The sequence below is a fragment of the Klebsiella sp. WP3-W18-ESBL-02 genome, assembly GCF_014168815.1.
In the GTDB taxonomy this organism is placed as follows: domain Bacteria; phylum Pseudomonadota; class Gammaproteobacteria; order Enterobacterales; family Enterobacteriaceae; genus Kluyvera; species Kluyvera ascorbata_B.
On record NZ_AP021972.1, the window covers coordinates 2230520 to 2243844 of the forward strand.

12 protein-coding genes are annotated in these 13325 nt (G+C 60.0%); 6 read left to right on the forward strand and 6 right to left on the reverse strand.

Annotated features, from left to right (window positions below; genetic code table 11):
- Positions 1–23 precede the first annotated feature (23 nt).
- The 4 genes from H7R56_RS10570 to catA are packed head-to-tail and all read left to right on the forward strand — an operon-like array spanning position 24 to position 3657.
- Positions 24–1304, forward strand: a complete 1281-nt coding sequence (locus tag H7R56_RS10570) for an MFS transporter (RefSeq protein ID WP_181358046.1) — start codon at positions 24–26, stop codon at positions 1302–1304.
- Positions 1291–2403, forward strand: a complete 1113-nt coding sequence (locus tag H7R56_RS10575) for a muconate/chloromuconate family cycloisomerase (protein WP_106930282.1) — start codon at positions 1291–1293, stop codon at positions 2401–2403. The genes H7R56_RS10570 and H7R56_RS10575 overlap by 14 nt, the downstream gene beginning before the upstream one ends.
- A gap of 11 nt (positions 2404–2414) precedes the next feature.
- Complete coding sequence (gene catC, locus H7R56_RS10580) at positions 2415–2693, forward strand: muconolactone Delta-isomerase (RefSeq protein ID WP_106930280.1); 279 nt, start codon at positions 2415–2417, stop codon at positions 2691–2693.
- 37 nt (positions 2694–2730) lie between these two features.
- Positions 2731–3657 carry a catechol 1,2-dioxygenase gene (gene catA, locus H7R56_RS10585; protein ID WP_106930278.1) on the forward strand — a complete coding sequence of 309 codons (927 nt, stop codon included), beginning with the start codon at positions 2731–2733 and terminating at the stop codon, positions 3655–3657.
- A 46-nt stretch (positions 3658–3703) separates the two neighbouring features.
- Here catA and proX read toward each other — a convergent pair whose 3' ends face one another.
- Positions 3704–4699 carry a glycine betaine/L-proline ABC transporter substrate-binding protein ProX gene (gene proX, locus H7R56_RS10590; protein WP_106930276.1) on the reverse strand — a complete coding sequence of 332 codons (996 nt, stop codon included), beginning with the start codon at positions 4697–4699 and terminating at the stop codon, positions 3704–3706.
- Positions 4700–5092: 393 nt separating this feature from the next.
- Between proX and H7R56_RS10595 the strand changes: the two genes are divergently transcribed.
- Positions 5093–5401: a hypothetical protein gene (locus H7R56_RS10595; protein WP_106930274.1), complete on the forward strand. Its 309-nt coding sequence runs from the start codon at positions 5093–5095 to the stop codon at positions 5399–5401.
- A gap of 16 nt (positions 5402–5417) precedes the next feature.
- Here the strand turns inward: H7R56_RS10595 and H7R56_RS10600 are convergent, their stop codons facing one another.
- On the reverse strand, positions 5418–6371 hold the full coding sequence (locus tag H7R56_RS10600; RefSeq protein WP_106930271.1) for an AraC family transcriptional regulator: 954 nt from the start codon (positions 6369–6371) through the stop codon (positions 5418–5420).
- Between the two features lie 115 nt (positions 6372–6486).
- On the opposite strand from H7R56_RS10600, the gene H7R56_RS10605 reads away from it, so the two are divergent.
- The gene (locus H7R56_RS10605; protein WP_106930269.1) at positions 6487–7683 is read left to right on the forward strand and encodes an MFS transporter; all 1197 of its coding nucleotides are present in this window, start codon (positions 6487–6489) and stop codon (positions 7681–7683) included.
- Positions 7684–7705: 22 nt separating this feature from the next.
- On the opposite strand, the gene H7R56_RS10610 is transcribed toward H7R56_RS10605, so the two are convergent.
- From H7R56_RS10610 to H7R56_RS10625, 4 genes are all read right to left on the reverse strand, one after another.
- Positions 7706–8026, reverse strand: coding sequence for an AzlD domain-containing protein (locus tag H7R56_RS10610; protein ID WP_106930267.1), 321 nt, complete (start codon positions 8024–8026; stop codon positions 7706–7708).
- A gap of 1 nt (position 8027) precedes the next feature.
- Positions 8028–8768, reverse strand: coding sequence for an AzlC family ABC transporter permease (locus tag H7R56_RS10615; RefSeq protein ID WP_106930265.1), 741 nt, complete (start codon positions 8766–8768; stop codon positions 8028–8030).
- A 140-nt stretch (positions 8769–8908) separates the two neighbouring features.
- Positions 8909–11980 (reverse strand): beta-galactosidase, encoded by a 3072-nt coding sequence (locus H7R56_RS10620; RefSeq protein ID WP_106930261.1) that lies wholly within the window; start codon positions 11978–11980, stop codon positions 8909–8911.
- Positions 11981–12125: 145 nt separating this feature from the next.
- On the reverse strand, positions 12126–13202 hold the full coding sequence (locus H7R56_RS10625) for a LacI family DNA-binding transcriptional regulator (protein ID WP_106930258.1): 1077 nt from the start codon (positions 13200–13202) through the stop codon (positions 12126–12128).
- Between the last annotated feature and the right edge of the window lie 123 nt (positions 13203–13325).

Below are 13325 nucleotides of genomic sequence, written 5' to 3' on the forward strand. Positions count from 1 at the left end.
ATGCGCGGCGCGATGCCCAGCAAATGCGCAAACTGGTGATGGCATCCGTATTGGGCAACGCGCTGGAATGGTATGACTTCTTTCTCTATGGAACCGCGGCAGCGCTGGTGTTCGGCCCGCTCTTTTTCCCGGTCGGCGGCGATCCGCTACAGGGCACGTTGCTGGCGTTTTCCGGGTTTGCGGTAGGCTTTCTGGCGCGTCCGCTGGGCGGCATCGTCTTTGGTCACATTGGCGATCGCTATAGTCGCAAAATGACCCTGATTATGACCCTGACGCTGATGGGGGCTACCACCTTTGTGATTGGCCTGCTGCCGACCTACGCGCAGGTGGGGATCTGGGCGCCGCTGGCACTGATTATTCTGCGTTTCTTACAGGGTGTGGCCTCCGGCGGCGAATGGGGCGGCGGAGTGCTGATGCTGAGCGAGAACGCGCCCGCCTCGCGCCGTGGCTTTTACACCGCGTGGAGCCAGATGGGCGTCTCTGGCGGCTTCGTGCTGTCGGCCTTTGCCTTCTATCTGGTGCAGCAGCTTCCGGAGAGTGATTTTATGCGCTGGGGCTGGCGCGTGCCGTTTGTACTCAGCATCGTCATCTTCCTGGTGGGGATCTATATCCGCAAGAACATCCGTGAGAGCCGGGCTTTTGTGCAGGCAAAACCGGAAGATGGGCATGAAAAAATCCCGCTGCTGGTTATCGTGCGCGAGCACCCTAAAGCGCTGCTGCAGGCCATTGCGCTGCGGCTGCCGGAAAACGGAGCCTCCTATATTTTCTTTACCTTTTCAGTGGTGTACGCCAAACACATCGGCATCGGCACCGGTGAGATCATCAGCGCCGTGACGCTGGCGATGCTGGTAGAGTTCTTCTCGATTTTATTCTGGGGCGCGCTATCGGATCGCATTGGCCTGAAGCCGGTTTATTACATCGGTGTTATCGGTCTGCTGGTGATGGCGTTCCCCTTCTTCTGGCTGCTTTCCACCGGCAGCTACCCGGCAATTATGCTGGCCATGTTCCTCGGTCTGCCGGTCTGTCACGGCGCGATGATTGGCACCCAGCCGTGCATCATGAGCGATCTTTTTCCGGTGCGCGTGCGCTATTCCGGACTGGCGCTGGGCCATGAGGTGGGGTCGATCTTTTCAGGCGGGCTGGGCCCGATGCTGGCGGTCGCGCTGCTGATGGCCTTCGATGCGTCGTGGCCGGTCTCTCTGCTGCTGGTGGGCTATGCGCTGTTGGCGTGGGTGGCGCTGATCGGCCTGCCTGCGGCGAAATCACAACCTGTTCATGCTGGAGTCACGGATGTTAACGATTGAATCACTGACCTGCTGGCTGGTGGACATTCCCACCGTTCGCCCGCACAAGCTGTCGATGGCGACGATGGGCTGCCAGACGCTAACCCTGGTGCGGATGCAGTGCGCTGAGGGCGTAGTCGGCTGGGGCGAAGCCACCACCATTGGCGGCCTGAGCTACGGTGCGGAAAGCCCGGAGGCTATTCGCTCGGCGATGGAAACTTACCTGGCGCCGCTGCTCTGCGGGCAGCGGTTTAGCGGCGTGGCGTCGCTGGCCGAGAAGATGAACGCCAGCGTAAAGGGCAATACGTTCGCCAAATCGGCACTGGAAACGGCGTTTCTTGATGCGCAAGGGAAGCTGCTGGGTCTGCCGGTGAGTGCGCTGCTCGGCGGCGCGCTGTGCGAACGTCTTCCGGTGCTGTGGACGCTGGCCAGCGGCGATACCGGTAAAGATATCGAAGAGGGCAAACGCCTGCTGGCGGAAGGGCGGCACGATACCTTCAAACTGAAAATTGGTGCCCGATCGCTGAAAACCGATATCGCCCATGCGCTGGCGATTAAGGCGGCGTTGGGCGATGCGGTAAGCGTTCGCGTGGACGTCAATCAGGCGTGGGATTTTACTACCGCCGTTAACGGAATGCGTCAGCTTCAGGACGGCGGTATCGATCTGGTCGAGCAGCCGATTCCGCTATGGGACCGCGCCGGACTGATTGCCCTGAGCCAGCGCTTTACGCTGCCTGTCCTTGCCGATGAGGCGGTCGCGACCGGTCACGATGGCTATGCGTTGGCCAGCGGCGGCTTCACCGGTGCCTACGCCTTAAAAATCGCCAAAGCCGGCGGCCCGGCGCAGGCGCTTAAGCTTGCGCACATCGCGCAGGCCGCCGGTGTGGCGCTGTACGGCGGCACCATGCTGGAAGGCACGCTCGGCACGGTTGCGTCGCTACACGCCTGGTCGACCGTCAACCTGCAGTGGGGGACCGAGATGTTTGGCCCGCTGCTGCTGAAAGACGACGTCGTGACGCAGCCGCTGTCGTTCAGCGACGGGCAGGTCACCCTGCCGCAAGGGCCTGGCCTGGGCGTCGAGATTGATGAAGAAAAACTGCGTTATTACGCCCGACATTAAAGGATATTCGCATGCTGTTTAAAGTTGAAATGACCGTCAATATTCCGCCGTCGCTACCCGCTGAGCAGGTCGATGAGATCAAAGCGCAAGAAAAGGCATACTCCCAGCGCCTGCAGCGTGAGGGGAAGTGGCTGCATATCTGGCGGGTCGCCGGGCTGTACGCCAACGTCAGCATTTTTGACGTGGCGGATAACCAGGAACTGCACGATCTGTTAACGGCGCTACCGCTGTATCCGTTTATGACGATCGGCGTGCAGCCGCTGTGCCGTCATCCCTCGTCAATTCACTAACAACACACCTTACCCTACAAAAAAAGAGGAACACGCAATGTCCGTTAATCCTGCAAAACAGAGCGAACTGGAGTCTCTGCTGGCGATCAGCAGCGGCCTGAATGCCGAACTCGGCAACGACCGTTTTAAAGCCATTATGCATCAGGTACTGAGCGACCTGTGCCAGACCATTAAGAAATTTGATATCAGTGATGAAGAGTTCTGGCTGGCGGTGAACTATCTCAACGCGCTGGGCGAGCGTAAAGAGGCCGCGCTGCTGGCCGCCGGGTTGGGACTGGAGCATTACCTCGATATGCGCGCGGACGAAAAAGAGGCGGCCGAGGGTCTTTATGTGGGCACGCCGCGCACGATTGAAGGGCCGCTGTACGTGGCCGGCGCGCCGCTCAGCAAAGGATTTGCGCGAATGGACGACGGCAGCGAGGCGGGGGAGCCGATGTGGCTGCACGGGCGGGTGACCCGTCACGACGGCCAGCCGGTGGCGGGGGCGATCGTGGACATCTGGCACGCCAATACGCTCGGCGGCTATTCGTTCTTCGATCAATCACAAAGTGAATATCACCTGCGTCGGCGGGTTGAAACCGACGCCGAGGGGCGCTATGCCGTTCGCAGCATCGTACCGTGCGGCTACGGCTGCCCGCCGGATGGCCCAACGCAGAAGCTGCTCAACCAGTTGGGCCGTCATGGGAATCGCCCGGCGCACGTGCACTTCTTTGTTTCCGCGCCGGGATACAAGCACCTGACCACGCAGATTAACCTCAACGGCGACGCCTACCTGTGGGATGATTTTGCCTTTGCCACGCGCGAAGAGCTGATCGCCGATCCGCTGAAAATCACCGACGGCCTGCTGGCGCAGGCGCGCGATATTCCTGTGCCGCACACCGAGGTCAGCTTCGACTTCGTGCTGGTGGCCGCCACGCAGCGCGATGAAGAACAGCGCGGTAAACGCGCGCGCGTGATGGAGTAAACGAGGACGGCGCGCGGGCTGCGCGCGCCGGGACGTTGCTTGCTCGCTACTGCGCGGCGAGAGCCTGCGCGATCCAGCCGTCGTAGGTGGCCTGATGGGCGTGAATCCAGCCGTCGACGTGGCGCTGAATATCGGCCGCGCTAGATTCGCCCTGGTGCATCCGCTGATTTTGCGCGTTGACGTCGGCCAGCGGCAGCTTCGCGACGGCGAACAGTTTTGCCGCCGCCGGGTTTTTGGCCGCCCACGCTTTGTTGGCAACGATGTATTCATTGTTAACCGCGAAGCCATAATTCTTGCCGTTGGCTAATGCGGTATTTTGTTCTTTGAATTGCCCCGGGTTGGCGGAGTGCGGAACGGTTAACCACACTACGTCGGTCCCGGGCTTCAGCTCATCGCTTACCCAATAGGGCGTCCAGGTATAATACAGTACGGGTTTACCGGCTTTATAGCGCGTAAGGGTATCGGCAATAATCGCGGAGTAGTTTCCCTGATTCTGGGTCACCGTATTGCTCAGACCATAGGCCTTTATTTGCGTATCAATCACGGAACCGCACACCCATCCTGGATTACAGCCGGCTAAATCTGCTTTACCGTCACCGTCCGCATCAAATAATTTCGCCAGCTGCGGGTCCTTGAGCTGGGAAATATCGCTAATGTGGTATTTATCGGCAGTTTTTTTGTCAATTAAATATCCCTGGGCAGCATTGCTGATATACGTGCCTTGACGGTAGAACGTGGCATCACCGCCGCGGGCGTCATACATATTCTGCTGCATCGGCAGCCAGCTAACGGCCATATAAGTGGCATCTCCGGCGGCAACTGCCGTATAGGCGACGTTATATTCCACTTCTTCCGTCGGGGCAACGTCATAGCCAAGCTGCTTCAGCGCGCGGTTGATAAGCGCAGTCTGAAACGTTTCTTCCGGTAGGGTGCTTTGCACGGGGTGAACGGTGATGCCGGTACCCGGAAGGCTGGCGGCAAAAAGCGTCGGTGAGGTGAACAGCGCGGCCAGCGTCAGCGCGCGCAACGTGGGTGTTTGCATCATAGTGACCTTGTTATTTTGGTGTGTTAAGCCAGAGGCGGCAGATTATTTCCGCGAGCACGACAACGGAAATAAAGAGAGGTCTGACGAATACGTCCTTCTGATATTTATAACAATTATTTAACACTAACATAATGCGTCGGGTAGGCAAGCCGTAATAGTGCGGATACGCTTATTCTGGAGCTAAGGATAATCTGAAAATAAAGGCTGAAAGCGTGCGCTATAGAGCGGTGAATACGAGGAATGACGGATATCGGACGCTATTTATCAGCGATATAGTCGAGAACATCATTCCCCTGAACGCCGCGGACGGTGAGGGGAAGCGGTGACGGCGGTATCGACGTGAGTGACCGCGCGATATCGAAGATTTCTCACAGGATGTGGGGTTAGAAGATGAAAACAGCACGTATGCTTTGCCTGGCGCTGGCAGGCCTGACGTTTGCGGGGATCGCGCAGGCGGAAAAGGGCGCATCGTCGGGAAGAATTCACTTTGTCGGCCAGATTGTTGAAGGCGGCTGCGGCGTGACGGCCGCACGCGAGGGGCTGGAGATCGCTTGTTATCGCAGCGGCGAACATCGGGTGCAGCAGGTGGCGCTGACCGCCTCGGCAGATACACCGTTGATGCGCAGCGTCGGTACCGTTAGCCATCGCACGCTGCCGGGTGACCCGCAGTTACAAGAAGTGGTTATTCAGTATCTGTAAGCGCTCTTTATAATGGCTATTGCGGCGGCGCGTGCTCAGCTTCGCGCAGCGCGCCCGGCGAATGGCCGACCACCCGTTTAAATGCCCGGCTGAACGCGGCCACCGAGCCGTAGCCGAGCTTCAGGGCGACGGTTTCGATCGCCTGCTGTTCCTGGCCAATATACTGAACGGCCAGTCGCATTCGCAGTTCGCCAAGGTACTTTGCCGGCGTCGTGCCGGTGGCGGACAGAAAGCGCTCGGCGAATACCGAACGCGAAGTGCCTGCCTCTTTCGCCAGATCGGCTACGCTCCAGTTGAGGCCGGGCCGTTGATGCATGGCATAGATAGCCCGACTCAGGCGCGGATCGCGCAGCACCTGCACCCAGCCGCTGGCTTTACCGCACCCGGCTTCGACCCACCCACGCACAATCAATGCGGCCACGACGTCGGCTAGCCGGGCGAGTATCCCGGCAAACCCAACCTGGCGACTCAACGATTCCCGCTCCATCGCGGACAACAGCGCCTGTATTTCCGGCCGGGAAGACATCAGGCTGCTGACCATCATCACTTCCGGCATGGCTTTCACCAGCGGCTGCATGCCGCCGAGTTCGAAATTCATACACCCGGTAAAAATGACGACATTCTCACCCTCAGGGCAATGCGGACAGTGGATATCGTGGACCTGGCTGCAGATCGGCTCACTGGGGTAATCGGTGATGGGCGTAACGGTGGCGGCATCGTCAGAAAGCAGGGCATGGCCTTCGCCGTTGGGAATAAACACCGCATCGCCGCTGTTTAAGGTAAAGCGTGAACCGCTCTGCATTTGCAGAATCGCGGGCCCCCGACTGACAAAATGGAACTGGGCTTTGCCGGCAACGTCGCCGAAAGAGACGCCAAACGGCGCGCTGGCCTCAAAACGACGATAGTTGACGCCGGAGAGACGCATGCCGCGCAGCAGTTCGCTAATCATATCAGGGGTATTCAGTGACATTGTCGCAACTCCGGACGAATTATCAAAAAATGAAGATTATCCATCATAGATCGTCCCGGCGGAACTTTCTATGCTTTGCGACAGCCATCACATTTTTATAACGGGAGATTAACCGATGAATTCGTGCGTCGCAGAAAGCGGGACCCTGGCCCCCGCAAAACCCGCCTGGCGTGCCGTGTGGTCACTCGCCCTGGGGGTATTTGGTTTGATTACCGCGGAGTTTTTACCGGCGAGCCTGCTCACGCCAATGGCGGCGGGCCTCGGCGTAAGTGAAGGCATTGCCGGGCAAACGGTGACCGCTACCGCGCTGGTCGCGCTGGTGACCGGGCTGCTGATTACCAGTGCCACAAAAAGTATCGATCGCCGCTGGGTACTGATGTTCTTCACGTTGCTACAAATTATCTCCAGTCTGCTGGTGGCGTTTGCCCCTTCGCTGCACGTGCTGCTGGCCGGACGGCTGCTGCTGGGGGTAGCGATAGGCGGCTTCTGGGCGATGTCGACCGCCACAACCCTGCGTCTGGTCCCGTCCAGCGACGTGCCGAAAGCGCTGTCGATTATCTTCGCCGGCGTGTCGATTGCCACCGTCGTAGCGGCTCCGCTCGGCAGCTACCTCGGCAGTCTGATTGGCTGGCGTAATGTCTTTATCCTCAGCGTAGTGCCCGGCGTGCTGGCGCTGCTGTGGCAGCTGTGGGTGTTGCCGTCCATGCGCCCGGAAAGCGGCGGTAGCCTCGGCACGCTGTTTACCGTGCTGCGCCGACCGGGGATGATCGGCGGGCTGCTGGCGACCATCTTTATTTTCAGCGGCCATTTTGCTTTCTTCACCTATCTGCGCCCGTTCCTCGAAACGGTTGGCCGGGTGAGCGTAGAAACCATTTCGCTGATCTTGCTCGGTTTTGGCGTGGCGAACGTGATTGGCACCTCGATTGCCGGGCACCTGCTGGCGCGTAACCTGCGCCTGACGCTTGCGCTGGTGCCGTTTGCAATGGGGGTGCTGGCGCTGCTGATGGTGGCCTTCGGGCATCTGGCGCTGCTGGATGGCCTGCTGGTGACGCTGTGGGGGTTTGCGTTTGGCCTGGTCCCGGTGGGCTGGTCGACCTGGCTTGCCACCACCGTTCCGGATGAAGCGGAAAGCGCTGGGGGCCTGCTGGTCGCCTCCATCCAGTTGGCCATCAGCGCCGGTGCGGCAGGCGGCGGGCTGGTGTTCGATCTGAACGGCGCGAGCGGCATTTTCACCGCCAGCGGCGTACTGCTGGTGGCGGCGATGATGGTCGTGTTGGCTGGCGTGCGGGGGAAAGGCGCGGTGGCCGAGTAAACCGGCCAGCGTTTGGGGGCTATCAGGCGAGCAGATAGCTCAGCCCGGTAAAGGCCACCATGCCCGCAATGACCGTGGCGAACAGGCTACGGCTGAGGATACCGACCAGCGTTGCCGCCGCTGCGGCCAGCAGTGAGATACTGATACCGCCAGCGGTTAACGCGGGTTTACCCACCAGCTCGGCGGCAATAATCGCCGACATAATGGCGGCGGGGATAAAGCTGAGCCACTGCTGTAGCGCGGGCGGCATGCGGAATCGCGAGAGCAGCAGAATGGGGACGGTGCGCATGAGTGCGGTAACCACGGCGGAGGCGATAATGGCAAACAGAATTGAACGCTGCATCTTAGTGCTCCCCTTTGCTGAACAGGCGTAGCCCCAGCGTTGCGAGGGTTGCGGAAACCGAGGCCGCGACGATCACCACCACGCTGGTATCGACGTGGCCTGACAGCATCAGCGTAATCAGCACTGAAATCGCAATGGCGGCGGTTTCCAGCCCCCGACGGCGGCTGGTGAACCAGAGCATGAGCACCAGCCCGATAAACATCGACACAAGACTGAAGCTCAGCCCTTCCATCAGCGCAGGCGGCAGCGCCGAGGCAAGCCCGGCACCGACGATGCAGGCGAGGATCCAGTTTAGCCAGGCGGCCACGTTAATCCCCAGCATCCATGCAAACGGCACTTTGCCGTGCGTGCCGCCGTACTGAACGGCGACGCCGAAGGTTTCATCGGTCAACAGCAGGCCGCTGGCCACTTTTTGCAGCGTGCTGTGTTCGCGAAAGAAGACGCTCATGGCCGAGCTCATCAGCAGATAGCGTAAGTTGACCAGCAGGACGCTGACCACCACCGAGGCGACCTCCGCGCCAGCGGCCCACAGGGAATAGAACAGAAACTGCGCCGAACCTGCGTACAACAGACTGGCCAGCAGCGCCGTTTGCAGGGTGGTAAAGCCCGCCAGCGTGCCGATGGCGCCAGCGGCAAAGCCAATACTCCAGTAGCCGGGAATGGTAGGGAAGCAGGCCACTACCCCGGCGCGAAACTGTACTCTGGCCTCGTGATTGGACGACGCCGCTGTTTTCATCAGCATTAATGATTCCCGTGATATAAAGCGCGATAATTATATGTGTTCGTACACATACGATTATCATATGACGGAAGCGGGCGCACGCGGAAAATCGACGTTGGCGAGGGGAAATGCGGCGGCACAACGGGCCGCCGCGGTGTGGTTTAGCGCCGGGCCCAGCGCAGGCTGTACTGATAGTGCGGCCGCTGGAGCAAATACTCCTCCGACACGCTTGGACTCCAGGAGTCATCGCCGCCGACGCCCATATGGAAACCGTCGATGTTCAGCCAGCTTCCGGCCTCTTCGACCAGCAGGTGGCGATGCGAGGTCTCCCGCAGCTGCGCCTGGCCGTAACGGCTGAGGTTAAAGTGGAAATCGCCGCGCCAACTGTTCGCACCGTATGTCAGACGCGTGGTGCCGCAGCGCAGGCCGTTTTCGCTGGGGAAAACGTACGGGGTATACATCGCCGCCAGCGGAAGCTGCCAGAGATCGTAGCGCGCGCTGGCGCAACGGTCAGGGTAGTTCTCGTGCGGGCCCAGCCCCTGCCAGCTCACTTCTGCTGCGATCTCCGCGAGCTGGCAGGTCAGGCCAATCCGCGCGGGCGGGGGCGTGCTGCGAGACACGTCAACCTCGACGTTTATCTGGAGCTCACCCTGGTCATCGATGAGATAGCTTTTGCGGCTGATAAACAGCAGCCTGCCGTGGGCCAGCCAGTGATGCTCTGACTGCAGTAATACGCCTCGCGCCAGCGTATCGGCGTGGAGCCGGGCCAGGCGGCAGGTTATGTCGTAGTGACCGGCTGCTTTCCAGCGCTCGACCCAGGCGTTGGGATCGATACGCGTGACTTCGCTGACGCCAATATCGTTGTCCAGCGGCGCGCGGGTGAACTGATCCTGTAAGGGCGATAACAGCACATTTTCACCGTCGCAGACCCATTGGCTCAGCAAACCGCTGGTGCGATCGAAGTACCAACGCTGAGCGCCATGCGTGATGGTGTAGTGGCTGTCGCTTTGCGCCAGCACCGGCACGCTACCGCGTTCAGCGGCTGGCGTGTATTCCAATTGGCCCGGCAGCTGCCACTGCGTATGGGCACAAACGTGGCCCGCGTCGCTCCATGGCGTTGCGGCAGTCTGGCGCACCTCGACGTTCAGCCAGAGCGGGCCGCTGCGGCTGATTTCCGGCAGCGCCAGCGTGATTGTCTGCTGGCCACGCGGTGCAATATTCAGCGCGACGCTGCCGCTAGCCAGGGTTTCGCCCTCCTGTTTTAGCGCCCAGAACAGCCGTTCGTTATCGGTCGCGCGGAACAGATACTCGCTGGCGATCGTCAGTTGGTTATCAGCAAGCCACTGGAACTGGAAGAACTGCTGCGCATGACGCGCCTCGTACAGCGCCGGATGTGGCGTACGATCGGCAAACACGAGGCCGTTCATGCAAAACTGGCGGTCGTTTGGCGTATCGCCAAAATCGCCGCCGTAGGCTGAGAAGCACTGGCCATTGGCATCGCGCTTGTTGAGCGACTGATCGACCCAATCCCAGATAAACCCGCCCTGCAGGCGTGGATACTGGCGGAAAGCTTGCCAGTATTTATGGAAACCGCCGAGGCTGTTGCCCATCGCATGAGCGTATTCGCAAAGGATGAGCGGCCGGGTTTCATCCGGCATACCGATCCATTTTTTAATCGACCATTTCGGCACCTGCGGGAAGGGCTGATCCTGGTCAACGCGAGCGTACATCGGGCAGATAATATCGGTCGCCGCGCTGTTGGCGCCGCCGCCTTCGTACTGCACCGGGCGGCTAGGGTCGTTGGATTTTATCCAGCGATAGAGCGCGTCGTGGTTGGCGCCGTGCCCGGATTCGTTGCCCAGCGACCAGATGATAATCGAGGGGTGATTGCGATCGCGCTGTACCATTCGCGTGACGCGTTCGCTCATGGCCGGCAACCAGCGCGGATCGTCGGTCAGCCGGTTCATTGGCACCATGCCGTGCGTTTCAATGTTGGCCTCATCCACCACGTACAGCCCGTAGATATCGCACAAACGATACCACTGCGGGTGGTTAGGGTAGTGGGAGCAGCGCACGGCGTTAAAGTTATTTTGCTTCATCAGCAGGATATCGCGGCGCATGGTTTCCATATCCATAACCTGGCCGTTATCCGGATGATGTTCGTGACGGTTAACGCCGCGAATCAGCAGCGGCTGGCCGTTAACCTTGAGCAGACCGTTGCTGATTTCAACCTTTCTGAAGCCGGTATCATAGGCCTCTGCTTCCACCAGCGTTGTGCCGCGCTTGAGCAGGACCACGGTCCGGTACAGCGTCGGCACTTCCGCACTCCACAACGCCGGGTTGTCTACCGTCAGGCGCAGCGTGGTGCGATCGTTGTAGCACCCGCGCTCGTCAATAATCTCGCTCCCCAGCGCCTGTTCGCATTCGGCCACCAGGCGGCCTTCCTGCCAGAGCTGAACGGCAATGCGCGTATCGTCGGTGATATCGCCTTCGACGACGACCTGCGCCTCCAGCGTGGCGCGGTTGAAATCGGCGTTAAGATGGGGAAGCAGCTGGACGTCGCACAGGCGCATATCCGGCTTATGCAGCAGCGTGACGTCACGGAAAATGCCGCTCATGCGCCACATATCCTGGTCTTCCAGATAGCTGCCATCGCTCCAGCGCAGCACCATCACCGCCAGGCGGTTTTCACCGGCAACCAGCAGGCGGCTCAAGTCAAACTCAGACGGCAGTCGGCTGTCCTGCGCATAGCCCACCCACTGGCCGTTACACCACAGATGGAAGGCGGAATTGACGCCATCAAAAATGACCCGCGTTTGACCGCTGTTCAGCCAGTCAGGATTGACGTGAAATGTGAGCGAGTAACATCCGGTGGGGTTATCCTGTGGCACGAAGGGCGGATTGACCGGGATCGGGTAGGTCACGTTGGTGTAAATCGGCGCGTCGTAGCCTGCCATTTGCCAGTTGGAGGGAACCACAATCTCATCAGATTCAGGCAGGTCGCACTCAGTCCAACTCTCGGGTACCGACTCTGGCCGCGTAAAATAGCTGAATTGCCAGCGCCCGTTCAGACTTTGCTGTGACGTCGAGGCGGTATCGTGCAGCGCCGCATCGGCGCTGCGCCAGCTGGCAAACGGTGGATGGGCGGCCAGCGCGTTAAGCTGGGTGACGGCGGGGTTTTCCCAGTCGCGGCGGGCGAGGATGGCGGCTAACGAGAGAGGTTGTTGGCGCATTTTGCAGTATCCTTGAGTATTTTTGTGATTCGCTCACAATCAGGGTTACTATGCGAGGCGCGCCCGCACTTGTACAGCCCGAGCGCGAGAGAGGGTGATAAAACTCACAAATATTCGCCACGGCGCTCCGCCATGGCGCAGCGGGCTATTTCAGTCGTGCGACCTGGCGGGCGAGGCGGGATAACGCGTCAGCAAGCTGCTGCGCTGAGGGGGACTCAGTCTGCGGCGCCGCGGTGGTTTTCCGTTCGATAAGGCTAACCGGCAGCAGTTCAGAGACGGCGTCCTGGCCTTCGATCAACGCCAGCAAACGCTCAACGGCGATATTGCCCAACGTTTTAAAATCCTGCTTGATGGTGGTGAGCGGCGGCGTAAAGCAGGCGCTATCCTCCGTATCGTCATAGCCCACCACCGAGACGGCGCCCGGTACCGGCAGACCGAACTCATGCAGCGCCCGCAGCGCGCCTAGCGCCATCTGATCGTTACCGACCAGTATGGCGCTGGGGACAATTCCGTCGTGAAGCAATCGGGTCACGTGCTGATAACCCGACAGCGAGCTCCAGTCACCGTGCACGATCGCCGCTGGGGCAAGCTGGTGTGCGGCAAGACACGCCTGCCAGCCCTCAAAACGAAGACGTGCTGATACCGAGCTGAGTGGGCCGGTGAGCAGGGCAATATGCTGATGCCCTAATGCGACCAGGTGCTCAACGCCAAGACGCGCCCCCATCTGCGGGTCGAAAACGATGTGATGCATGTCGGTGGACGGCGAGATATCCAGAAACAGCACCGGTATTGCGCCGCACAGACGCACGATCTCCTGTGCCCGATCGTCTTCCATGGGAATATTGATCAGGATGCCATCAACGCGCTGTGACAGCAGTTGACTGACAGCGGCCTTGCTGGCTTCCGCTCCTGACTGTTCGGTCATGGAAATCACGACGTTAAACTGCCGTTCCCCGGCGCGCGATTTAGCGGCGGCGACAATCTGCGACGGCGCATGCAGCGCGAGGTTGCTGGTGGCAAAGCCCAGCGTATGGCTCAGCTTGCCCGCCAGCTGCTGCGCCATCCGGTTCGGAATATAGTTCAGCGCATCCATCGCCGCTTCCACCTTGAGCCGCGTTCTCTCTGAGACATGAGCGGCCTGATTGATGACCCGTGAGACCGTCTGATAAGAGACGTTGGCGCGCTCGGCGACATCATAAAGCGTGACAGACTTCGGTTTCATGCCGGGATTCCTTGTCGTTTTGCATGTTGAACATGGCGGTCGGGCTGCGAAAAACGTTGGGATATCATAGCATTTGTTGTTAAAAGGCGCACGGTGGCGCGGCGGCGACTCTGCGCTGAACCC

Coding starts and splice junctions, on each gene's coding strand:
- H7R56_RS10575 (WP_106930282.1), top strand. CDS start 1,291: ATGTTAACGATTGAATCACTGACCTGCTGGCTGGTGGACATTCCCACC.
- catA (WP_106930278.1), top strand. CDS start 2,731: ATGTCCGTTAATCCTGCAAAACAGAGCGAACTGGAGTCTCTGCTGGCG.
- H7R56_RS10625 (WP_106930258.1), bottom strand. CDS start 13,202: ATGAAACCGAAGTCTGTCACGCTTTATGATGTCGCCGAGCGCGCCAAC.
- H7R56_RS10600 (WP_106930271.1), bottom strand. CDS start 6,371: ATGTCACTGAATACCCCTGATATGATTAGCGAACTGCTGCGCGGCATG.
- H7R56_RS10620 (WP_106930261.1), bottom strand. CDS start 11,980: ATGCGCCAACAACCTCTCTCGTTAGCCGCCATCCTCGCCCGCCGCGAC.
- catC (WP_106930280.1), top strand. CDS start 2,415: ATGCTGTTTAAAGTTGAAATGACCGTCAATATTCCGCCGTCGCTACCC.
- H7R56_RS10610 (WP_106930267.1), bottom strand. CDS start 8,026: ATGCAGCGTTCAATTCTGTTTGCCATTATCGCCTCCGCCGTGGTTACC.
- H7R56_RS10605 (WP_106930269.1), top strand. CDS start 6,487: ATGAATTCGTGCGTCGCAGAAAGCGGGACCCTGGCCCCCGCAAAACCC.
- H7R56_RS10615 (WP_106930265.1), bottom strand. CDS start 8,768: ATGCTGATGAAAACAGCGGCGTCGTCCAATCACGAGGCCAGAGTACAG.
- H7R56_RS10595 (WP_106930274.1), top strand. CDS start 5,093: ATGAAAACAGCACGTATGCTTTGCCTGGCGCTGGCAGGCCTGACGTTT.
- proX (WP_106930276.1), bottom strand. CDS start 4,699: ATGCAAACACCCACGTTGCGCGCGCTGACGCTGGCCGCGCTGTTCACC.
- H7R56_RS10570 (WP_181358046.1), top strand. CDS start 24: ATGCGCAAACTGGTGATGGCATCCGTATTGGGCAACGCGCTGGAATGG.